Here is a 23,093-nt window from a genome sequence, read left to right as displayed (position 1 = left end):
CGGTTCTTCATTATATATAATTTTGTAACTGGCCCAATTGTTCACGCCTCATCACAAGTAGCTTCTTAAAATTTTATTCATCCTACTTTCCGCATACTCATCCATGTGCTTCCTTTTTTTACTGTCATAAAAAGAATGGTAAGAACCGCAATAATGGTAAGTGCAACGACCGATGAACGCAGCAGCAAAAGACTGAATAATAAGCTTAATGAAACGGCGATTCCTTTCATGAGCGGACGTTTAAATAGTTTAATGGCCGCGAAGATGCCAATTAATGCGTTTGCGATGAAAAAGGCATTCGCTAAAGCGACCAATTTTTCAACTGTAACTATATGAAGCAGCACGAGTGTTGCAACGGTTAAATGGATCATGATCAGGAGGATAATTCCAGCAACCGGTGCTCCGTTCCGTGATTTTCTTGTTAGGAAATGAAGTGCCGAAACGGTTTGTGCAAGGGACGCGATCAAGCGTGATACTCCTCCAGCGATCATCAAATAAGTCGTTAAGCAAAGTCCGACTGCTACAATAGTTAATAAACCAATAGATAATCCTCCAAACAACGGGTACAAAACGCCCGTTAATTTGATCGAAAATTGGGCACCTGAAAAATCCGTCCACTGTACAGCTCCAGCAATGAGTAAATTAACAATCGTGATGACAAAGGCACTTATGAAAATGGCCTTTCGAATCGTCTGTTTCGGATTTTTCACTTCAGCTGAGTAGTTCCCAATGATTTCCCATCCAACAATGATCCAAAACAGAAGCAATAAGCTATGTCCAAACGACGGTGCATGGAACGCCTGTGATACTAATTCAGTTCGATGATGGAACAGCAAGGAAAATGCGCTTCCACTCGTTAAAATCAAAACTGCGAGTGACGAAATAACAAGTGATAGATTTCCGAGAAAGCTTAACCGAAAAAGCAAGGTCAGCCCACTCAAGATTAGAAGGACAATAGCTATCCACTCCGCTTTAATCGCAGAATCAAATAACCAAGTCGTCAAATATTCAGCCGCTGTCATCATAACAGCGATAGGTCCCATAAATGCTGCAATCATTAAAAAGATCGAAGAAAGATTTTTCATTCGTTGTCCAAATGCCTGCTCAATCGCATTTCCTATCCCAGCTTCTCCTGGAAACATTAACGTTAATTCCCCACAAAGATACGCAAAAAACAAGCCTATTATCGACATTATTAACCATGCGAAAATCGCATAATCTCCTGAAGTATCATAGATAATGGATGGCAATAATATAATTCCTGACCCTAGAAGTGGCCCAATAATTAAGCCGCTTAACGTAAGCGAGCCGATTTTTCTTTGATTCATATCTCTTCCTCTTTTCAAAATAGTGATGGTTATAAGAAAAGCTCTAGCGCCCTTGTTCAACCCTAGAGTCTTGCTTCTAACCCTTGTAAACAAATACGCGTATTTTTAACAGATATTACTTAATTCCTATTGTATTCGCTGCTTTATGTTCAGTAAAATAGATATGTATGATAGATGATATCGGATATTACGATAATTGGAGGGAATGGAGATGGAAATTCGGCATTTGCAAACGTTCAAATCGATTGTAGAGGCAGGAGGTTTTGCCAAAGCTGCCCTTCAGCTAGGCTATGCTCAATCTACGATCACTGCTCATATTCAAGCCTTGGAATTTGATCTAGAAGGTCCGTTATTTGATCGTCTTGGGAAAAGCATTGCTTTAACAGAGCTCGGCAAGTCCTTTCTCCCGTATGCAAATGAAATGCTGCGTTTGCATAAAGGAGCAAAAGAGCTGCATCAGTCTTCCATTACGAAAAAAGGGAAGATCACGATCGGAGCATCAGAGTCTTTAACCGTATATCGTTTACCGATGATCATTCAGTCTTATAAAGAGAGATATCCTGACGTGCATTTATCCGTTCGCGTTGGGACATGTGATGAGCTTCAGCATTTAGTTGAAATAGGAGATTTGGATATCGCACTGCTGCTCAATTTAGATTTTAAAAAGCATCCAGCGCTTGAAATGGAAAAAATGATTGATGAACATATGAGCATTATTTTTTCACCGAATCAACTTCAGCCAAATTCGGTTCTTTATTCAGAAAGAACGTGCCCGTATCGCTCGTTAATGGATAAATTTATAGCGGAGCAGCAAATGTCACCAACGTCCTTTCATGAATTTTGGAGCATCGAAGCCATTAAGCAGTGTGTCCAATGTGGTTTAGGCATGGCACTCGTTCCGGAAATAACGATTCAGAATGAATTGAGAGAAGGAAAACTTGCAGCTAAACGACTAAATGAAAAGCATGGTAAGGTCGCAACCTTTCTTTTTTACCATAAAAGCAGATGGGTCTCTCCTATCGTTCACTATTTTATCGAAGAAGCTAAACGATACTTCGAAGTCGAAAAGCAGAAAACAATCACCGATAAAATAGGATAACAAGTAACAAATATTAAACTGCGTACTTCGACACTTTTTTCCCATTTACTTTTTTTAAAAAAAAGATAACATAGATTTAAAGGCAAACTTGTTGAAAATCAAGGACGCAAAGCTATAGGGGTCTCTGTCTAATGATAAGCGCAAGTACCAATGTTCTAATCCGAAATGATGGAAGACGATATTTTCGGAAAACTTGATGTCGCAAAAGTTTGACTAGACTTGCCGGCTGTGTGCTCAAGCTAGACATCAGCCTTACATCAAAACTAGACAAGACCAGCCAGCTGCCATCAAATCATAAAGGAGAGTTTTGATGTCTAAATCACCATGGCTCACACCAGAGCAAGCAAGAGAAAAGAAAGAATTGAAAAAAAAGCTCATCTATATATCTTTTTTTGTTGGAATTATATTTTTTAGTGCCTTATTTACGATACTAGGACACCAATTATAATGAGCTAACGAAGACCCTGTTTGATGGGGTCTTTTCACATTTATGAATGGATTCGAAAAAAATCTACCATTTTCTTCTATATTTAGTTTGGTATCTTTATTGGTTTTTCTTCATATAACCTTACCAATGTTAATATACTGTATCGAGTCTTACATATAAGGAGGGAGTACCTTTATGGTCAGAAGAGATGGTACAAAAACACAGACACATGTTCATGAATTTTTAGGCAGTACCAAATTGGCAGAAGAAGACGAAGAGCGGTATAATCATCGTTTCGCAGGGGTTACAGGTGAAGCGATTCCAAGGGGAAGAAGTCATTTCCATGAAATAGAGACTAATACCGACTTTTTTGATCACCATCATGAGGTCGTGATAAGAACAGGCCCTGCTATCCCTGTTGGTAATGGTAAACATGTACACTTTGTGGAAGGTATGACTACTGTAGATGATGAACATGACCATGATTTTGAATTCGCCACTTTAATTGATAAGCCTCTTATATAAAGTCAATCGAGTAGGTAGAGAGAATAACTACTCCCAACCTTGGAATAGCTAAAAGTACAAATCACCTTTTTTCGGGTGATTTTTGTGTGTAGAAGTAAACGTCGATCCAACTCCTTAGAGGGTACCTGTCACCTTTGTTTAAAGGAATAGATTCGAAAAAACTCGACCATTTTGTTAAAGGTAGTCTGTGCTGATTTATCATTATAATTTGGTGAGTATGGATCACTAAATCCGTGCTTCCCTTGAAATTGGTATACTTCAAGATTCTTTTTCTTTAATGTTGGAATAAATTCTTTGAGATCAAAAGATTTCTCTTCCTGTGGAAAAAATAGCATGATCGGGCATTGCGGTGATAATTCTGCATAATTCCTAATCCGTGAACCGTAGTAGCCAACGATCCCATCTATCCATTTCTCCTCACTGCACAACCATGCAATCGTTGCTCCTACACTATATCCAACAATGAATATTTTGTTATATGTATCCTTCAGTTCTAAGATCAAATTTTTTATTTTTTTCGAAGCCATCCTAAACCCTACGTTTCCCATAAAATTTTGATAAGCCTCTTCTTCCTGGGCATATTCAAAATGAATTTCCCTTTCAAGTAAATTTGGACATACAACATCAAAACCTGACTTTGATAAAGATTGATAAATATCCTTCATATGCTGGTTTATTCCATAAATTTCGTGAATGACAATAATAACTGTGTCAGATTTTTTATGTATTTTTATCATTCTATCCCTCTTATATTTTTTCTCTTATTATACAATTAATGTTAATGCTATTTTATTTTTTAAGGCTGTTTTCGTATAGATTGTTGCTTTTAAACGCGTATCCTGCATACACTTCGCTTTCCGTGGGCGAGCGTCAAGCCTCCTCGTCGCATACGCTCCTGCGGGGTCTCGCCTTTCTCGCATTCCCACAGGAGTCTACGTGTATGCAGGCTGCTCCGAAACGTTTCTCCCAATATTTCATGTCAAAAGCAACAAACTTTGAGAAAACAGCCTTTTTTATAGAAGAAAGTGCAAACCAACACCTGTTTCAAAGGGTAGGCATATAAATAGGTACTGTCAAAATCAAATAATTGAGTTCCACCCTAACTAAGCTAAATTCCATATGTTTTATAACCAAAAATAGGATATAATACTATCTATTACAAAATCACGCTATTAAGGGAGTTATAGATTGTGAGAATAAGCTATACGAGGAATGCTGAAACACTTACCACTCTATGTAAAACTGTCCACCAATTACACTCAGCCTTAACTAAGGAGCTTTTATGATCGAGTTTGTCATTCGTAAATTAGGAACAAGTGAAAAAGCTCCGTTCCACCTATTACTATTAGCTGATCCGTCCAAAAAGCATGTGGAAGCTTATTTGAAAAGAAGTCAAAGCTACGTAGCTGATATGAATAATACGATAGTTGGTATATATGTATTGCTTCCAACGAGACCTGAAACCGTAGAAATTATCAATGTAGCAGTAGCAGAAAAACAACAGGGAAATGGAATAGGAAAATCGTTAGTGAAGCATGCTATCAAAACTGCGAAATTAAAAGGCTATAAAAAGATTGAAATTGGCACAGGCAACTCGAGCATCAGCCAGCTTGCTCTCTATCAAAAATGCGGCTTCCGTATCACTGGTGTTGATAAAGACTACTTCACTCGCCATTACACGAATGCGATCATCGAAAACGGCATCCATTGCAGAGACATGATTCGTTTGGCATTGGATTTGGTTTAATACTAGCAGTCATCCACGATTCGCGGATGCTTTTATTTTATGTACACGCTTTCATATTGATTGCAGATGGTTTAAACTAAAATGTATAACTTTCACTTGATTTCGATCGCCACTTAACGAACAAAGATTAATGAAATTTCATCTCATAAATGATAAGATCAAATATATAAGTTCATAATAAAAGTACGTACTTTTTAGTAACATAGGCACTATAAAGTTCCTATAGATTTTCGGAATAAAGCATTATAAGATTTTATATATGGAGGTCGGTTGCAAATGAAAAAATACAATATTTCTGTCGAAGCCACTCTTGAGGTAATCGGAGGAAAATGGAAATGTGTAATTCTTTGTCATTTAACCCATGGCAAAAAGCGGACGAGTGAATTAAAGAGGCTGATGCCTAACATTACACAAAAAATGCTTACCCAGCAGCTGCGTGAACTTGAGGATGATGGAGTAATTAATCGCATTATTTATAATCAAGTTCCTCCAAAGGTCGAATATGAGCTCAGTGAATATGGATGGAGCTTAAGCACTATTCTCGATTCTCTATGCGCTTGGGGAGAACAGCATATTACAAGAGTATATGGTGATAAATTCTCCGTTTTAGAAGAAAATGTTTTGAATGAGAAGCTGAAAAAAACGGAAGAAAAAGTTGGCGATTATTTAGAATTAGAGATCAATTGACACTCCCATCCTGAAATAGTGTCAGTAGGATTCTTGAATGACTTATCTTTCAAGACGAAGAATTTAAATATAAGGTAGCAGAGAAAAACCAATTTTTCTCCGCTGCCTTTTTTATATTATTGGAAATTGCAAAGTAATCTTTGTACCTATATTTACCGTTGATTCCACATAAATCTCACCGTGATGGAGCTGAGAAATCGCTTTGGCAATGCTCATACCAAGACCCGCCCCTTCTGTTTGTTCATTTGTATTTGTCCCGCGATAATAGCGATCAAATAGTTTAGCTCTCGTTTCTTCATCCATGCCGACACCGTTATCGGAAATAATGATTTTGACATACTCTTCTTCGGTTTTTGTCCGTATGTCAATATGAGTATTTGGCGGGTTATGCTTGATGGCATTGAATAATAAATTATCCAGCATACGCTCAAACCATCTTTGATCCGCTTCAATAAATGCTGCTGCAGGGTCTTGTTCAAAAGAAAACGTCACATTTTCAATCATGCGGTCATTCACAAACTTTAAAACGATGCGTTGAACGAGCTTATGAACGTTTACTTTTTCAACATTTAGCGCTAGTGCATTGTTCTTCAACTTAAAAGCTAGTGAAAAATCTTCCACTAATCCAAGCATGTATTCCCCTTTTTGGCGAATGGTTCCCCCTATTTCTTTTAGCTCTATCTCGGACCATTCATATTGACCGCTTTCAAGCAGATGGCCGTATCCTTGTATGGTAGAAAGCGGTGTACGCAAATCATGTGATATCCCCGTCATCCATTCTTCACGTGTTTTCTCTAATTGCTTACGTTCTGTTTCGGCACGGCTTAGTCGCTCCGCCATATCATAAAAGGCGTTGATGACTTCAGCATACAATCGATACTGGAACCGCACTTTCCCACTTTTCTTACGGAAAATTTTCTTGCGTTCTTTTTCCGTTAGAACTTCAGAATATTTTCCCCTCCCCATTCGCTCAAGCCAGCTTGTAAAAAAAAGCAGGGGACCACCGTAGCGAAAGGCATTCCAAACGGAAAAAAGAATCGTGATGAGCAATATGGTTGCCGCAACGATTATAGTTCCAACAAAAAATTTTTTGATAGTAGATTCTTCGGTCAAATCGCCATGCTTATTTGGTGTGTGCATGATCCATGAATAGTTCGTTTTCGTGTCATGATATACCGTTGCAGAAGTATAATTTTTTCCATGCTCCATTTTTCGAGAAATCACATCGAGCGGTTTATAATTTTCCTTTTCTTTTTCTCGACCAAATGACTCAATTAGTTTTCCATCTTGATCGATGATTTGAAGAGAAGCCTTTTTATTTTGTAATGCTGTTAAAAGGTTTGGCACATCTTCTTTTTTCACTAGTCCATTTGCACTATATTCCTTAAATAATGTATACAATTGTTGTTGCAAGCCATTTTTATATCCAAGAATATAGTAAGTTGGCTCAACCATAAAACTCTCATATTGAGATTCGACACTATAATCTAAATATTGTTTCGTTTCTTCCATTTGCAGCAATTCAGCCACATTATATTTTTTAGGCAGCTCTTTTGGTGTATTCACTGCACCTATGACTTTCCCCTGTTCATTGACAACTTGAAACCACATATTCTCTTCACGTAACTTTTTCTCTAGTCCTCTAGATATGGTGGCTTTTCCATTTTCAACGGTTGTGTCAGTGGCTAAAAAATCAAGAGCCCCTGATGTAAAGTCTCGATCCATGTCATATTTAACAATATTTAGAATCAAAACAAAAAGTAATACGACTAAAATAATAAAAATCGATATAAACATAGCGATAAATTGAAGTGAAAAATGAACAGTCAATCGGCGTTTGATTGATTTCATGCTTTTTCACCTTGAACGAATTTATAGCCAAGTCCGCGCACCGTGATTAAATAACGGGGATCGCTTGGATTTTGTTCAATGCGTTCTCGTATTCGTCTAATATGTACAGTCACTGTATTCTCATCAACAAATTGATTCATTCCCCATACTGCTTCTAACAATTGGGATTTAGATAATACCATGTTCATATTTTTACAAAAATGGAGTAAAAGGAGAAATACCTGTGCTGGACATGGAACAGCTTGCCCATCGACGATCAATTCGCCAGCATCTTCATCGACGATAAAACGATCAAATTCATAGCGCTTAGGTGATTTGACTTCTTTTATTACCGGAATAATACCCTGGCTTCTCCTAAAATACGCTTTAATTCTAGCGGCAATTTCAAGTGGATTAAAGGGCTTCGTTACATAGTCATCCCCGCCGATCGCAAAGCCTGTTAAAACATCTAAATCTGATACCTTTGCTGTTAAAAAAAGTATATAAGCGTTTGAAATTTCTCTTATTTTTGGACAAATATCAAAACCGCTTTGATCAGGCAGCATCACATCCAAAATAATTATATCGATCGAATGCTTATTTAAAACATGGAGAGCGTCATTCGCATTATGAGCTATATATATATGTTGGTAACCTTCTTTTCTAAGTACCGTTTCGATCATTTTCACAATCGCTACTTCATCATCTACTAGTAAAATTGTTTCAGTATTCAATATGTTCACCTCGATATTCATCCTATCATAGGAACATTACGAAAAGATTAACAAAATTGGAAATCGTTTATGTAATGATAATATTGAGGTTATGTGCATGAAAGGAAGCTATTATACACTGAAGCTATCTAAAAGGTAAGGAGAATGAAGTAAGATGATAAAACACACAGGACGTGTTGTCGTTATAGATAGTATGCGAGGGTTTAGCTTAGTTGGTATTTTATTAGCAAATATGCTGATTTTCCAATACGGTATCTGGGGGAAGGATACGATTGAATTTTTTTCATTATCAGCTCCAGATACAGCTGCTTATTTATTTTTAAAAATTGTTGTGGAAGGAAGCTTTATGCCCATTTTCACCTTTTTATTCGGCTACTCGATGATAAAAATGAAAGAAAGCTTAGAACGAAAGAATTTAAAGGTAAAACGATATTTTATTCGCAGGTTTTTACTACTATTTACTCTAGGTATTTTACATGGAACCTTTTTATGGGAAGGGGATATATTAACTTTTTATGGAATGATGGGATTCTTTTTATTAATCTTTCTAAATAGAAAACTTAAAACGGTGATGATTTGGACGGTTCTTTTTTTACTAATCTCAACACTAGCTGGGTACGGAGCTGCCAGTGAAGGTATGGAAGGATTTATAAACAAGCAAACATTACTAAATTATGTGAAAGATAGCGTGCAAACTTATGGAAGCGGGACGTACGAGCAAGTTAAAGATTTTCGAAATAATGCGGATCCTTTAGAGTTACCAGAGTACATGTTTCTCGTTTTCTTTCTGTTATCTCCTCTTGCAACAGCAGCTTTATTTTTACTTGGGATGTACGCGGCGAAAAAAAATTGGTTTTATGAACTAAGAAAAGAAAAACAGCTTTATCGAACAACCGCGATCATTCTTATCCCACTGAGCTTATTGCTAAAAAGCAGTTATTATCTCTTTCCCAACGCAGGATGGGCTGGTTCAGCGCATATGTTAGGAGCAAATTTGCTGTCAGTTGGCTATATTTTTGGATTTGCATGGCTCTTTACAAACTTCAAAAGAACAATCCTAATGAAAGCATTTGAATGTGTAGGAAAACTATCGCTAAGTAATTATTTACTGCAAACCGTTATTTGTACAACTATTTTCTATGGCTACGGCTTTGGCTATTTTGGTAAATTAGGCGTGATTCCAGGGATTGCATTATGTCTAGGGATTTATGGATTACAGCTGGCTGGAAGCTATGTTTATTTAAAATATTTTACTTATGGACCAGTTGAAAAAGTATTGCGAATGTGGACAAATTTTTCATGGAGTGGAAAAGCGAAAATTAAAGTGGCGTTGCCTGTTGAAGCCAAAAATACATCTGCGAGTTAAACGATAAACAAAGCCATTTGTTTGTTAAAAGTGAGGTTAAGTAAATGGAAAAATTAAAACAGAATGATTTCACAGATTCATGGTGGTTTATATTATTATTAATCGTTTTTATTCCCTTACTTTATGTAATTAAAATGTAAGCTTTCATTTTATAACGCTTCACTTAACAAGTGTCACTCTTTTTATGATCCCTTCAAAAAATGCTATACTTAGCCTTGGAGGTGTTTGGGATGCGTTTAGAAAATAAAAAGGTTATTGCGCTTGTTAGTCCTGATTTTGAGGATTTGGAGCTTTGGTATCCAGTGCTGCGTCTTCAGGAGGAAGGGGCAACGGTTCATTTAGTTGGAGAAAAAGCTAACGAAACATATATTGGAAAATATGGAGTGCCCGCTGTATCCGACTATGCTTTCTCAGATATACAAGTATCTGAATATGATGCGATTCTCGTACCTGGAGGCTGGGCGCCAGATAAATTGCGCCGCTATCCTGAAGTTTTGGACATGGTTCGTTATATTCATGAGCATAAAAAACCTATTGGACAAATTTGTCATGCTGGCTGGGTGCTTATTTCAGCCAAAATTCTTCAAGGTGTCAATGTAACGAGTACACCTGGCATTAGAGATGACATGGAAAATGCGGGCGCTATTTGGCATAATAAGCCTGTTGTAGTTGACGGCCACATCATTTCAAGCCGCCGTCCACCCGATCTTCCACCGTACGCAAAGGCTTTTGCGGATGTATTGGCGGAACGATAAAGAATGTAAAGCGAGCGTGGGGATCCATGCTCGCCTTTAATTAATAAGCGAATCAACTAGATGATCTAGCATTTTTTCTGTTTGTTCCAATCCACTGCTGATTTCTGCATATTTTTTTCTTTTATTCATCATTACTATTTTTCGTTCTTCAATCATCCGCCTTACTTCTTTCGGACTTGGTCCTCCACAAATAGAACGCCTTTGGACAAAAATCCTAGGATCAGTGATACTTTCCCATTCATCTTTGGATAATTGTATTCCATGATCCGATAAAATTTCGTTAATTTCTTCCAATGGCCATTCATATAGCTCTCTATTTTTTACTAGTGATTGTTTTGAAATTTTAGAGGCTATATGGTGAGACTGTCTAAAAGATAAGCCATGTTCACGAGTTAATACATCAGCCATTTCTGTAATGGTAATTAAATGCTTTCGTGCATCATTGGCAATATGCTCTACATTCACTTTCATCGTTCTGATCACAGCATACATAAGCTTCAACACTCGAGTACCTTTTTGATAGCTTTTATAAATATGTGGCTGCAAGTCATCTTCTGTATCAACAATATCTCCATATGGAGTATTATGCAGCATATGAATAACTGCCATTGCTTCTCCTACAGAACTACTAGCCAGTGCCCTGGAATGTTCAATGGACACAGGGTTCCTCTTTTGTGGCATGATACTTGAAATTTGTACGTATGGATCTGCAACAACTAGTAATCCAACCTCATGAGTTGAGAATCGAAGAAACTCTTGAATCCAACGACCCATATTTACCATTAAACTAACAATGGCTTGTGCACTCTCTAATAAATAATCTCCTGTTGCAATCGCATCATAAGAATTTTCAATAAGTCCATTGAAGCCTAATAATTCAGCAACACGCGAGCGATTAATTGGGAATCCTGTTGTCGTTATAGCAACTGCTCCTAATGGTGATTGGTTAACGGTATAAAAAGCATTCCATAACCGTTCTTGATCTCGTTGTAAATTATCAAAAATGGCCATTAAATAATGACCTAACGTGGTTGGCTGGGCCGGCTGGGTATGAGTATGAGCTGGCATAATCGTTTCAATATGATTTTCAGCTTGTTCAATTAATGCGTCACTTAAATCATTCACATAGTTAATAATAGTCAATATATGTTTTCTAATGATAACTCTATACATTCCCTCACCCATGTCATTACGACTACGGGCAATGTGCATCTTCCCTGCCATTTCATGCCCGACCATTTCACCTAATTTCGCTTCCACTAAAAAAAACAGATCTTCGTAATTTGGGTCATAGGTCAATTCATTCTTATTTAATTTTGTTAATCCAATTACTCCCTCTAGGATCTTTCTTGCTTCTTTTTCTTCCAAGATTCCTTGTTCAAGCAACATGATTACATGCGATTTATGTAAAGAAAACATCGCATCAAATAAAAAATCTCTTTGATCATAAAAAATAGGTTTTAATAGTTCTTGTTTAAATGTTTTTCCTGGAAAGGTCTCTCCTTCATCCTTAACAAACAAATCTTTATCAATCACTTAAACCAGACTCCTTATTATTGGCTAATAAATAATATATGTTCGTTAAGCATACCTTGTTTGCTTATTGGAAAAATCTAATACTATTATTCTACATCTTTTGCCTTCAACCCTTTTTGAATTAGATAACATGTCCAGAGCTTAATGTGATGAAATCATAAAAACATGCACCTCAATGACCCTTTTTTCGCACAACATCAAAAAAGCTGCTTCATTAAACTATAGACACACCTCCCGAATATAAAAATATATTCAAGTCGTACATCTATAGCTTAAGAAGAGCTTTCTTCAATTGCTTTTATATTGTTTTTTTATATAACAAGACAGATTTTTTTCAATCTCCACTCAATTCCACTTATCTATTCTGCTGGAAATAATGCTGTGGATAAATATCTTTCTCCTGTGTCAGGAAGTAAAACGACAATCGTTTTGCCTGCATTTTCAGGTCTCTTAGCAATTTGAACCGCTGCAAATGCTGCTGCTCCAGAGGAAATGCCTACTACAAGCCCTTCACTTCTTGCTAGCAACCTAGCTGCTTCAAAGGCTTCTTCATCTTTTACTGTAAAAATTTCGTCAACTACAGAACGATTGAAATTATCTGGCACAAAGCCAGGTCCAATCCCTTGAATTTTATGAGGGGCCTTTGTTCCACCAGAAAGTACAGGTGAGCTAAAAGGTTCTACCGCAATGATTTGAACAGAGCTTTTTCTCTCTTTTAAAACTTCTCCTACTCCACTAATGGTACCTCCCGTACCAACCCCACCTACAAAAATGTCTACCTCTCCATCTGTATCCTTCCAAATTTCTTCCGCTGTAGTTTTTTTATGTATTTCTGGATTGGCTGGATTTTTAAATTGCTGAGGTATATACGAATTTGGAGTCTTCGCAGCAAGTTCTTCAGCTTTTTTGATCGCACCAGGCATACCGTCTACAGCAGGTGTAAGAACGAGCTCTGCTCCTAATGCAATTAGAAGTTTTCTTCGCTCAATGCTAAAGCTCTCTGGAAGGGTAATAATGAGTTTGTATCCTAATGCTGCAGCTGCAAAAGCTAGAGCTACACCCGTATTTCCACTTGTAGGTTCAATAATCACTGAGTCCTTATTGATAAGTCCCTTGCTCTCTGCATCTTTTATCAGGGCAAATCCAATTCTATCTTTCACACTGCCAGCAGGGTTGAAGTACTCTAGTTTGGCTACGATTTTTGCTCCCACTTTGTTTTCTTCATTAAAGCTGACTAGCTCTAGCAATGGAGTGTTACCAATCAATTGTGTTAGATTCGTTGCGATATTTGTTACTTTATTAGTCATTTTTGTTCCTCCATTCATATTTTTAATTCCTATTTAATTTATCGGTTAAATCAACATTACTACTCTTTGGAATAAAATACAAGTATCATTTTTTAAAAATTAAATCTATTTTTTAAAGAGAAAGGATTGACTTATTGATTTTGCAGGTGTATATTAATCTCAATTTATCAAATGAAATCGATCAACTAAATATCTTATCAAGAGAGGTGGAGGGACTGGCCCTATGACACTTCGGCAACAGACTTTTCGATAAAGAACTGTGCCAAATCCAGCAGGTTCAAACCTGAAAGATAAGAGAAAACATGTACTAGTCAGTCTTTTCTCTTATTTTGAGGAAAGTTTTTTTATGATCATTAAACTAAGTTATCCGATCGGGAAGATGAAATAAAGCCACTGTATACGCTTAAAATGAAACGATATCATTCTATATTTTAGGGGGAAAATGAAAATGGAAAATGCAGCGAAACAACGTAATAGCTTAATTAATAAACTAATTCGTTTAGGCATTGATCAAGAGGATGGTCATTTATATGAATTAACGTTAGCAGAATTAGAAAAAGAATATAGAAAATCGGTTTGTAGAGTACATCCCCATAGTGGATTCGGCTCTATCAATTGGAGGAAAGGATAATTTTTTCTGGTTATCAAGACCAGTTGGTTACAACATTCTATTACCATGTGAAGAAGCTGAAACAGGCTGAAACGCCACAGCTTCTTCGCTTCCATCTCGCACGTAAACTTTGTTCTTTTAGATCGCTTTTTCCGTTTCAGCATCAAAAAAATGAGCATGATTCATATGAAAAGATAAGGAAATGGTTTGACCTGCTTTCACTTTAATATCTTCTTTTACTCTTGCGATTAACGATTGCTCTCCTTTTTTCACATATAAATTCAGCTCTGGGCCCATATTTTCTACCACTTCGATCATTACTTTAAAATGAATGGCCGTTGGGTCTTGGTTCGAGCTTAAATCGATATTTTCAGGCCGAATGCCTAGAATAACTTTCTTACCAATACCATATCCTTTTTTTAATTCTTGGCTTTTTTCTTCTGGAATCATGAATGTAAAGCCATCACTTATGAATTTAATGTGCCCGTTGATTTCTTCAATTGTGCCATCAATAAAATTCATACTTGGAGCTCCGATAAATCCAGCTACATACTTATTAGCAGGTGAATGATAAATGTCATATGGAGTTGCGACTTGCTGTATTTCTCCATCCTTCATTACCACAATTCGATCTCCCATTGTCATAGCTTCAGTTTGATCATGGGTAACATAAACAATGGTTGCTTCTAATTTTTTATGCAGCTTGATGATTTCCGTTCTCATTGAAGTTCGTAATTTTGCATCCAAATTTGATAATGGCTCGTCCATTAAAAAGACTTTTGGATTTCTAACAATCGACCTCCCAAGGGCAACTCGTTGTCTTTGACCACCTGACAGTGCCTTAGGCTTACGGTTAAGGAGATGTTCGATTTCCAAAATTCTGGCCACTTCTGTTACCCTTTGATGAATCTCATTTTTCGGTAATTTTCTTAATTTCAATCCAAATGACATGTTTTGGTATACATTCATATGAGGATAAAGGGCATAGTTTTGAAAGACCATGGCAATATCCCGATCCTTAGGGGAAACATGATTGATCAGCTTATCGCCTAAGAACAACTCCCCCTCTGAAATTTCTTCAAGCCCAGCAATCATTCGTAAAGTAGTCGATTTTCCACACCCTGAAGGGCCAACTAAGACAATAAACTCTTTATCTTTTACCTCTAAATGAAAATCCTTTACGGTCAAATCCTCTCCATAACTTTTCTTTATATGATTAAAGGTAAGTGATGCCAAAATAAATTCCCCTCTCTGTGGCTATTAAAAAAATTCGGACGCTTGTCATTCTTGTGTTTTCTTTGGGATATAATCTATTCATTTTTGATCTATTTAACATCTAATAATCTTAAAATCTATGATTTCTTCACCATAATTCTGGATTCCCAGAGGAAACTGCCACCGCCCCTGCTTCTCGGGCCAAAAACATTTCTTCCTTCGTTTTAAATAAGCCACCTGAAATGACTGGGATATTTGTTTGCTTGGTCAGCTCCTTGATCACTCTCGGAATCAAACCTGGCATCGCCTCAACTGCATCCGGGGAACTAGTATGGATACTTTTTACCCCGGAAGCTAACGCATGACTATCGATTAAAAAAAGCCTTTGAACAGTCATCAAGTCGTATTTCTTTGCATTTTGAATCACGTTTCCTCTTGTACTGATAATGCCATCAGGCTTGATCACATCTGAAACGAATTTCATTCCTGTAGAATCTGGATTTAGCCCTTTAATGAAATCGACATGTGAAAAAACTTTTTTGCCTGCATCATGAATTTTATTAACAACCTTTGCCATTGTTAATAGATCACCATTCATCAAAAATAATATTTGGACTTTCTCGTTTGAAATAGCTTTGAACAAGCCGTCCTCGTTATGTATAGAGGCAATCGTGCCGCTGTTTTGAAACACTCTTATCAGATCCCTTCCATCCATTATTTTCAGATGTTTTAGCTACCAAACTATGACAAATAGTCCATTCAGTCATCTATTAACTGAAGCCATTTCACGTCTCGTTTTCTAGATTTGACATTCCATTCTTTTCAAAGCGTGTTCTAATGTAGGCAATTCATATTTCGGCCTGATCTGTTTATTTATTCCATTAGCAAAGGATTGAACACCCGTTTTAACAAGCAGAGTATCCATATTTAGCTCTGCCCCTATTTTAATATCAGTCAACAAAGAATCACCGACAAATAAACTATCCTTAACATCATATTGAAGATGCTCCCTAATGATATGCTGCATCCAAATAGTCGGTTTTCCAACAAAAGTGCAGCATTTTCCACTTGTGAGCTCTAGACAGGAAATAATGGCGCCACTATCAGGCTTTCTGCCTCCATCTATAGGGCAAAATAAATCTGCATTCATTCCAAGTAATTCTCCACCTTGATCTAAAGCCTTCAATCCAATGACAAGATCTTGATACGTTAAAGTATCATGCATTCCAACCAACACGTGTGAGATAGGACTTAATTGATCCCATTCCGTCGGCAGAAAGCAATCAATATTATTTTTTATTAATTCTTTTACAATTAAGGGATCGGTCATCGATAAAATAGCACCGTCTCTATTCGATTTTTGTTCTAAATAATAAAGCAAACCATCTATTGGCGTTAAGATTTCCTCTTCATTCACTTTGATCCCCAATCTCTTTAGTTTGCCCCTTATTTCGGTTTTGTTTAAAAGCGGTGAATTTGTAACAAGTAAAATTTGTTTTTCTTGAGATCTTAATCTTGTGATTAATTCAATCGCACCTGGAAGTACTTTCATTCCTTCTATTAAAGTGCCATCGATATCTAGTACATAGGCTTGATAATCCATTTCTGCCTCCTGTAAAAGGTACTTTGAATTGCACTTCTTAACTTAATATATAGCATTCTCCCTTTTTCAGGAAAAAAAGCTAGGCAAACGATAATCCGAAGTTAAGATTATTAGATAATAAAGGTGATGGCTGACAAGTGCTTTGTAATTGATAGTGTTTGTTTGAAAGGGAAGACTTCTGAAAGGCATGCATGGCTTCAAGTACATGAAAAGCCCTTTCTCCGTTAGCTCTAAAAGGAGTGCCGTATAATATTGAGGACGCCATGTCAGCTACTCCAATCCCTCTGCTATTTTCCACACTCCCAGAAATTAATGGTATTTCACTCCAATTCTCCTCTCCCTTTTTACGCAGCCATACAGGTCCCTCAAATCTATTAGGATCAGGGACTCCAAGTGTCCCTTCTGTTCCATAAACTTCAATAAATGGCAGTCTTGTAGCTACAACGTCAAAGCTTGTAATCATCGTAGCAATGGCACCATTCTCAAAATCTAGTGTTCCTGCAAGATGGGTTGGGGTCTTTACATTTATCTTCTTCCCTTTTTTTTCACCGACTTGTATTATTCGTTCATTAAATGAGGTATTAACAGAAGCCGCCACACGTTTTATAGGTCCTAAAAGCTGTGTTAATACGGTTAAATAATAGGGCCCCATATCAAACAACGGCCCTCCCCCAACTTGATAAAAAAATTCAGGATTAGGGTGCCATTGTTCAGGACCTGCTTTCATCATAAAAGCAGTTGCCGCAACAGGTTCTCCAATTTCTCCATTTTGTAAAAGCCATTGACAGGTCTGGATTCCTGCACCTAAAAAAGTATCTGGCGCAGCACCAACTAATAGTCCTTTTTCTCTAGCTGTGTCCACTATTCTTTTCCCATCTTCAAGTAAGACTGCTAACGGTTTTTCCGTATAAACGTGCTTGCCGCTATTCAGTGCACATAAGCAGACTTCAGCATGGACACTAGGCGGGGTTAGATTGACTACCAAATCAATCCTTGAATCAGATAATAGTTTCTCAACAGAAAACACATTTGGAATATTGTATTTATCCGCTTTCTCCTTCGCTAGCTCCATGTTAAGATCCGCACACGTAACCATTTCCAGATGGTCAAACTTCGCACAATTTTCAAGGTAAATATCACTAATATTGCCGCAGCCAACCACGCCTACTCGAACCCTTTTCATCTAGTAAACTTCCTCTCACACATGATTTAAGATTATTAAATTAAGATGAATTTCTCTTTTAAATACTTCATACTCATAGCAATGCTTTCAATAGGTGAACGTTTTGTTTGATCTTGTTCAACAATCAACCATTCTATATTCGAATGATTTCCTTCGTTTAAAACACCCTCAAGATTCACTCCCCCAGTACCTAATTCAGCAAAAAACTTTTCCCCATCGACCGTCATATCCTTAAGATGGATAAGAGGTGTTCGGTTTTGATACCTCTTTAACCATTCAACAGGATCCTCTCCTGCCTTTGTTAGCCAATAAATGTCCAATTCTGCTTTTACCCACTCAGGATTGGTTTCTTTAAGCAGTAATTCAAGTGGTTTTTCCCCGTTATCTAGCTCTATTAATTCAAAATCATGATTATGGTAAGACAACGTGATCCCTTCTTCGGCACATTTTCTGCCTATATCATTTAATACCTTAATCAATTCATAATAATCTTGTTTACTTCTTCTTTCAGAAGGTAAAAATGGACAGACAATATGTTTATTTTCTAGTACATGCTGATCATCAATCACATTTGATAATTCATTTTCTAATAATGTAAGTTTAATGTGATTTGAAGCAGTCTGTAATCCGAGAGCATCTATTGTGCTTTTCAATTCTTTCGTTGTCAGTCCCCAATAACCAGCAAATTCAACTCCTTGAAATCCCATTTTCGCCACCATTTCTAGTGTACCAACAAAGTCTTTTTCGCTTTCATGTCGTAGTGTATACATCTGTAAACCTACTTGAGTGTCAGCCATTTTCATTCTCCTTTTATGTAAAAGTTATTTTTAAATGGAAGGATCCTGAGTAAACTCAATACTGTATTACTTAATACCCGTCATATTAAACCCTTTGACAATGTATTTTTGAAAGATCGAAAAGATGATTAAGATTGGGACAACCATATAGGTTGCGCCAGCCATTTGCAAGGCAAAGCCAGTGGAATATTGACCTTTTAAGAGTGACAAGCCAACGGACAACGTGTAGAGTGCATCATCATTTGCGATAATTAATGGCCATAAGAAGCTGTTCCAGGAACCAATAAAGGTAAAGATAATTTGCACAGCCAAAATTGGCTTTGACAATGGTAAAACCACTTTGAAGAAAATATAAAGTTCCCCTGCACCATCGAGTCGTGCTGCTTCAATTAAGTCATTCGGTATCGTTGTCATGAACTGTCGGATTAAAAAAAGGCTGAACGCCGAAACAAGCCCAGGTAAAATAATGCCAGCCAAAGTGTTCGTTAATCCCATTTCATTTACTATTAGATAGGTAGGGATCATCGTCACCTGGTCGGGAATCATTAAGGTAGAAAGCACAATGATAAACAACGCTTCCTTTCCACGAAACTGATACTTAGCAAACCCGTAACCGGCCAATGTATTCAATACCAATCCAATCATGGAGAAAAAAACAATGATTAACGTATTAATCAAATAAACATCAAAGTCCAGCTTTTGAAACAAATCTATGTAATGCTGAAAAGTAAACTTATGAGGAAACAGAGTCGGCGGAATATTAAGTGCTTCTTTTTCTGTTTTAAACGAACTGAGGATCATCCAAATAAATGGAATTGATACGAGTACGCCGCCTACTATTAGGATGAGTGTGACGAACTGCTTTTCCCATATATTTTTTGTTTTCACAATATCACCTCACATGGATTGATCTGAATTTCTAAATCTAAATTGAATAAGTGTCACAACGATGATCAATACGAACAGTACTAAAGACGCTGCAGCCGCATAACCAAATTTACTGAATTCGAAACCTTCCTGATAAATAAACAGTGCCGTGGAAAGTGTACCATTCAACGGACCACCACCCGTCATGACAAATGGTTCTCCAAAGAACTGCAGCCAGCCGATCAGCTTCGTAACCGTAACGAAAAAAATCGCATAACGCAAAGATGGAAGCGTGATGTACCATAACTGCTGCCAATGATTAGCCCCATCTATTTCTGCTGCTTCATAGTACATTTTTGGAATAGCTTGCAGAGCAGCAAGGAAAATAATCATGTCAACCCCTATGCCCTTCCAAATTGCCAACAAAAGGAGTGATAATTTTGCTATCAGTGGGTGCTCAAGCCACGGTACTGCATCAATATGAACCAAGGCAAGCAAACGATTGAATAGTCCGTAATTCTGATTGTATAAATAGCTCCAGATAACCGACACGGCGACAATATTTGTGATTGAGGGCATATAATAAACTGCTCGAAATACAGAAAATAAAGCATTCGTTGTGTAATTCAACAGCAAGGCAATGGCAAGTGAAATAATAATGACCATTGGTACACCAATTACCACATAAAATAAAGTGTTTACTATCGATTGTAGAAAAACCTTATCGGTTAACAAATCTCGAAAGTTTTCCAGTCCGATAAACTTTACTTTTGACCAGTTGGCTAGACCAGCCAGATCCATATCCGTAAAACTAATCCCAAGTGAAACGAAAATGGGAATAATAGAAAAAACAATGAGTAGTAGAACAGACGGACCAATAAAGAAAAATGGCACCATCCTATGTTTAATTTTGTACATTTCCATCCTCCTAAAACACTAGCAAATGAAGCAGAGTGCAAGTACAATCCGCTTGCACTCTCAGAAATTAATCCGTTTTACCTAGCTGCGGTTATTTAGAAAGAATGTCCTTAACTTCTGTTTGGTAGTTTGTTAAAGCTTTATCGATATCTTCTCCACCACGATTAATCTGTTCTAATGTTTTTAGCAACTCTTTGGACATATTTTCATATTCCGGAATCATTGGAAATGCTTTTGTCATTTCAATTTGTTTACCAAATGTCTTCAAAATCGGATCTTCAGCCAAAACAGGATCATCCCAAGCACTTTTAACAGGCGGCAAGGTGAAGGAAGCTTTATACCATTCCACTTGAGTTTTTGGATCGGCCATATAGTTGATAAATTCAAGTGATTCTTTCACTTGGTCCGTGTTATTGAATACAGCTAAATGTGAACCACCGGCGATAGAATTGCTTGTTTCACCCTTTGGCATCACCTTCACATCCCATTTACCTTTAATATCAGGTGCCTGCTCTTGAATGGTTTTAACCATGTAAGGTCCGCTAATAAACATCGGTTTCGTGCCATCGTTAAATGCTTGAACAGTTTCCTTACCTGCTTCTAGCTGAGCCATACCTTCTTTAAAGAAACGGTTGTATAGTTCAATCGCCTTTTTAAATTTAGGGTCTTTGAAATTATCAGCACCCTTTTTAATGTCATAGTTCCAACCTTGCTCCCAAGCGAACATCATTGGGATATGGCTGCTTTTTTGGTCAATGTCGATTCCATAAAATCCTTGCCCGCTTTTTGCTAATTTACTTGCAGCATTAACTGTGTCATCCCAAGTTTCGGGTCCTTTTGGAAAACCAACACTCGCTAATAAATCGGTGCGGTAAAATAAAACACGCGTATCGATTATATATGGAATAGCTAAAATTTTGTCTTTATACTTAGTCGTAGAAGTTGAGCTTTCAAAAAAATTATCTTGTTTAAGATTCGGGTAGTCTTTTATTTTGTCTGTTAAATCTAAAAATGTACCTGCTTCTGCCAATTCCGGAACCCACGTATTACCAATCTGCAAAACATCTGGACCTTTTCCAGAAGCTACTGCCGTAAGCAGTTTATCATGAGCATCCCCCCAAGGAATGGCTAGCACGTCCACTTCAGTACCATGTTCCTTCTCATAACCTTTTAAAAACTCTTTAAATCTTTGTCCTTCTGCACCCATAACCCACACTTGAAGAGGTTCTTTTGATTCTTTTGATTCAGCTGTACTGCTTGATTTTGATGAACATGCTCCTAGAACTAGGGAACAGCTAAGCATGATCGTTGCCATAATACCTAATTTTTTATTTCTCATATAAATACTCATCCCTTCCTATAATTAGTTACTTTCTTACACTGTTTTAGATCTTCTTGCATTAATATTGATAGAAGAGTTGAACAAAGCGCTCCAATTCATTTGTCGTACCTAATACAGACGGATAGCGCTGGACCTGTTTCATTTCCTCTTCTGTATCCACTGGCCAAATGATTAGTTGGATTCCTCTTTTTTCACATTCAATAACATACTTGTCACTTAAACAGTCTATTTTTATAGCTAAGTATTTTGCCTTTACTTCTTCAATTAATTGAAAAATAGATGGTGTTTCTACAGCTATAATCGGTCCCAATTCAATTTCGTCAGAAAGTTGCCGCATTTTCGCAATGGACGCAAAGTTAAATGAAATGACATATACTTGATTGACCATATCCAATTTTTTTATAGTTTGTAGGACGGCTTCTTCTAGACCGAAATAACCTTGACCGTCTTGCTTTAGCTCAATTGAGACAATGGCTTGATCCTTTAAAAGAGTTAGTGCTTCTTCCAGTGTTGGAATTCTTTCGCCGCCTTTGACAGTAAAACTTTTCAACTCTGCCATCGTAAAATCTTGAACAAAGCCTTTTCCATTCGTCATTCGATCGATCGTACGATCATGCATAACCACTGGAATCCCATCTTTACTTAAATGAACATCTAACTCGACAATACTAAATCCAAGTTCATAAGCTGCCTGGAACGAAGATAACGTGTTTTCAGGATACTTTACTGGATAACCTCTATGAGCAATGGCCTTTACACGCATTACTGGATCTCTCCTATCTAAATCGGCATTTTTGGTCTCAAATATAACGCTGTTCTATATTTGAAAAACTTCCGTTTTTTAGGTGTTTTTCATCTAATCAGCATGCACCTCCGCTTTTTTTCACAACAAAAAAGCCACTCCATTAAGCCATAGACATGCCTCTCCCGTACATATAAAAAATACATACGTTTCGTACATCTATAAGCTTAAGAAGGGCTTTCTCCTATGTACTCCTGCCCAAACAGAAGCAAAACTTATTCAATTTCTTTACAGTTATGATTCTATCTCTTTATTATTGAGTGATTATTAATTCAGTATTAATCCTTTGTAAAAACTGGCAAATTTTATGAGAAAAATGTTTCACAAACTCGACCCTTTCGAAATCAATTTTCTGCCATCCCATCTCCACCGATCCTCCGTAAGATTAACACCGCCAAGCCACCAGACTATTCCC

At 37.1% G+C, this 23,093-nt stretch carries 23 protein-coding genes and 2 riboswitches; of the genes, 8 read left to right on the top strand and 15 right to left on the bottom strand.

Translation table 11 applies throughout. From position 1 onward, the window contains the following. Positions 1 to 77: 77 nt before the first annotated feature. A complete protein-coding gene (locus tag FDO66_RS03620) occupies positions 78 to 1,328 on the bottom strand; it encodes an APC family permease (protein ID WP_141431031.1) in 1,251 nt (416 codons plus the stop codon). 211 nt (positions 1,329 to 1,539) lie between these two features. Between FDO66_RS03620 and FDO66_RS03615 the strand changes: the two genes are divergently transcribed. The 3 genes from FDO66_RS03615 to FDO66_RS03610 all read left to right on the top strand — a co-directional run bounded on the left by FDO66_RS03615 (position 1,540) and on the right by FDO66_RS03610 (position 3,379). After that, positions 1,540 to 2,427, top strand: coding sequence for a LysR family transcriptional regulator (locus FDO66_RS03615; protein ID WP_181444434.1), 888 nt, complete (start codon positions 1,540 to 1,542; stop codon positions 2,425 to 2,427). Between the two features lie 71 nt (positions 2,428 to 2,498). Then, a riboswitch (cyclic di-GMP riboswitch) is annotated at positions 2,499 to 2,579 on the top strand. Between the two features lie 158 nt (positions 2,580 to 2,737). Beyond that, the gene (locus FDO66_RS20710) at positions 2,738 to 2,875 is read left to right on the top strand and encodes a hypothetical protein (RefSeq protein WP_181444433.1); all 138 of its coding nucleotides are present in this window, start codon (positions 2,738 to 2,740) and stop codon (positions 2,873 to 2,875) included. Positions 2,876 to 3,049: 174 nt separating this feature from the next. After that, complete coding sequence (locus FDO66_RS03610; RefSeq protein WP_141431029.1) at positions 3,050 to 3,379, top strand: YmaF family protein; 330 nt, start codon at positions 3,050 to 3,052, stop codon at positions 3,377 to 3,379. Positions 3,380 to 3,507: 128 nt separating this feature from the next. Here the strand turns inward: FDO66_RS03610 and FDO66_RS03605 are convergent, their stop codons facing one another. After that, entirely contained in the window at positions 3,508 to 4,116 is a 609-nt protein-coding gene (locus FDO66_RS03605; RefSeq protein ID WP_141431028.1) for a dienelactone hydrolase family protein, read from the bottom strand. A gap of 545 nt (positions 4,117 to 4,661) precedes the next feature. On the opposite strand from FDO66_RS03605, the gene FDO66_RS03600 reads away from it, so the two are divergent. Further along, positions 4,662 to 5,126, top strand: a complete 465-nt coding sequence (locus FDO66_RS03600) for a GNAT family N-acetyltransferase (RefSeq protein ID WP_141431027.1) — start codon at positions 4,662 to 4,664, stop codon at positions 5,124 to 5,126. Positions 5,127 to 5,396: 270 nt separating this feature from the next. Beyond that, the gene (locus tag FDO66_RS03595) at positions 5,397 to 5,813 is read left to right on the top strand and encodes a winged helix-turn-helix transcriptional regulator (RefSeq protein WP_141431026.1); all 417 of its coding nucleotides are present in this window, start codon (positions 5,397 to 5,399) and stop codon (positions 5,811 to 5,813) included. A gap of 111 nt (positions 5,814 to 5,924) precedes the next feature. Here the strand turns inward: FDO66_RS03595 and FDO66_RS03590 are convergent, their stop codons facing one another. Together FDO66_RS03590 and FDO66_RS03585 are read right to left on the bottom strand one after the other, a co-directional pair. Next, a complete protein-coding gene (locus tag FDO66_RS03590; protein ID WP_141431025.1) occupies positions 5,925 to 7,664 on the bottom strand; it encodes a sensor histidine kinase in 1,740 nt (579 codons plus the stop codon). Then, positions 7,661 to 8,377 carry a response regulator transcription factor gene (locus tag FDO66_RS03585; RefSeq protein ID WP_141431024.1) on the bottom strand — a complete coding sequence of 239 codons (717 nt, stop codon included), beginning with the start codon at positions 8,375 to 8,377 and terminating at the stop codon, positions 7,661 to 7,663. The genes FDO66_RS03590 and FDO66_RS03585 overlap by 4 nt, the downstream gene beginning before the upstream one ends. Before the next feature lie 154 nt (positions 8,378 to 8,531). Between FDO66_RS03585 and FDO66_RS03580 the strand changes: the two genes are divergently transcribed. After that, positions 8,532 to 9,743, top strand: a complete 1,212-nt coding sequence (locus FDO66_RS03580) for a DUF418 domain-containing protein (protein ID WP_141431023.1) — start codon at positions 8,532 to 8,534, stop codon at positions 9,741 to 9,743. A gap of 230 nt (positions 9,744 to 9,973) precedes the next feature. Further along, a complete protein-coding gene (locus FDO66_RS03575) occupies positions 9,974 to 10,498 on the top strand; it encodes a type 1 glutamine amidotransferase domain-containing protein (protein WP_141431022.1) in 525 nt (174 codons plus the stop codon). Between the two features lie 36 nt (positions 10,499 to 10,534). On the opposite strand, the gene argH is transcribed toward FDO66_RS03575, so the two are convergent. Next, positions 10,535 to 12,034: an argininosuccinate lyase gene (argH, locus tag FDO66_RS03570; RefSeq protein ID WP_258535559.1), complete on the bottom strand. Its 1,500-nt coding sequence runs from the start codon at positions 12,032 to 12,034 to the stop codon at positions 10,535 to 10,537. A 359-nt stretch (positions 12,035 to 12,393) separates the two neighbouring features. Beyond that, on the bottom strand, positions 12,394 to 13,341 hold the full coding sequence (gene cysK, locus FDO66_RS03565) for a cysteine synthase A (protein ID WP_141431021.1): 948 nt from the start codon (positions 13,339 to 13,341) through the stop codon (positions 12,394 to 12,396). 191 nt (positions 13,342 to 13,532) lie between these two features. Next, a riboswitch (SAM riboswitch) is annotated at positions 13,533 to 13,638 on the top strand. Between the two features lie 151 nt (positions 13,639 to 13,789). Between cysK and FDO66_RS03560 the strand changes: the two genes are divergently transcribed. Continuing rightward, a complete protein-coding gene (locus tag FDO66_RS03560; protein ID WP_258535557.1) occupies positions 13,790 to 13,972 on the top strand; it encodes a Fur-regulated basic protein FbpA in 183 nt (60 codons plus the stop codon). Between the two features lie 117 nt (positions 13,973 to 14,089). Here FDO66_RS03560 and FDO66_RS03555 read toward each other — a convergent pair whose 3' ends face one another. The 9 genes from FDO66_RS03555 to FDO66_RS03515 form a co-directional block, all read right to left on the bottom strand. Next, the gene (locus tag FDO66_RS03555) at positions 14,090 to 15,187 is read right to left on the bottom strand and encodes an ABC transporter ATP-binding protein (RefSeq protein ID WP_141431019.1); all 1,098 of its coding nucleotides are present in this window, start codon (positions 15,185 to 15,187) and stop codon (positions 14,090 to 14,092) included. A gap of 127 nt (positions 15,188 to 15,314) precedes the next feature. Continuing rightward, a complete protein-coding gene (locus FDO66_RS03550) occupies positions 15,315 to 15,857 on the bottom strand; it encodes a glycerol-3-phosphate responsive antiterminator (RefSeq protein WP_181444432.1) in 543 nt (180 codons plus the stop codon). Positions 15,858 to 15,965: 108 nt separating this feature from the next. Further along, positions 15,966 to 16,769, bottom strand: a complete 804-nt coding sequence (locus FDO66_RS03545; protein ID WP_141431017.1) for an HAD-IIA family hydrolase — start codon at positions 16,767 to 16,769, stop codon at positions 15,966 to 15,968. Between the two features lie 79 nt (positions 16,770 to 16,848). Next, on the bottom strand, positions 16,849 to 17,952 hold the full coding sequence (locus FDO66_RS03540; protein ID WP_141431016.1) for a Gfo/Idh/MocA family protein: 1,104 nt from the start codon (positions 17,950 to 17,952) through the stop codon (positions 16,849 to 16,851). A 35-nt stretch (positions 17,953 to 17,987) separates the two neighbouring features. Continuing rightward, complete coding sequence (locus tag FDO66_RS03535) at positions 17,988 to 18,749, bottom strand: sugar phosphate isomerase/epimerase family protein (protein WP_141431015.1); 762 nt, start codon at positions 18,747 to 18,749, stop codon at positions 17,988 to 17,990. A gap of 66 nt (positions 18,750 to 18,815) precedes the next feature. Then, on the bottom strand, positions 18,816 to 19,637 hold the full coding sequence (locus tag FDO66_RS03530) for a carbohydrate ABC transporter permease (RefSeq protein WP_258535555.1): 822 nt from the start codon (positions 19,635 to 19,637) through the stop codon (positions 18,816 to 18,818). Positions 19,638 to 19,646: 9 nt separating this feature from the next. Next, positions 19,647 to 20,534 (bottom strand): carbohydrate ABC transporter permease, encoded by an 888-nt coding sequence (locus FDO66_RS03525; protein WP_141431014.1) that lies wholly within the window; start codon positions 20,532 to 20,534, stop codon positions 19,647 to 19,649. Positions 20,535 to 20,625: 91 nt separating this feature from the next. Beyond that, on the bottom strand, positions 20,626 to 21,873 hold the full coding sequence (locus tag FDO66_RS03520; protein ID WP_141431013.1) for a sugar ABC transporter substrate-binding protein: 1,248 nt from the start codon (positions 21,871 to 21,873) through the stop codon (positions 20,626 to 20,628). Between the two features lie 61 nt (positions 21,874 to 21,934). Further along, on the bottom strand, positions 21,935 to 22,639 hold the full coding sequence (locus tag FDO66_RS03515) for a glycerophosphodiester phosphodiesterase (RefSeq protein WP_141431012.1): 705 nt from the start codon (positions 22,637 to 22,639) through the stop codon (positions 21,935 to 21,937). Positions 22,640 to 23,093: the final 454 nt, after the last annotated feature.

The organism is Bacillus sp. 03113, assembly GCF_006546985.1.
GTDB lineage: Bacteria > Bacillota > Bacilli > Bacillales > Cytobacillaceae > VATK01.
The sequence above is the reverse complement of the archived record's forward strand: the minus strand, read 5'-3'. Positions and strand labels throughout refer to the sequence as shown.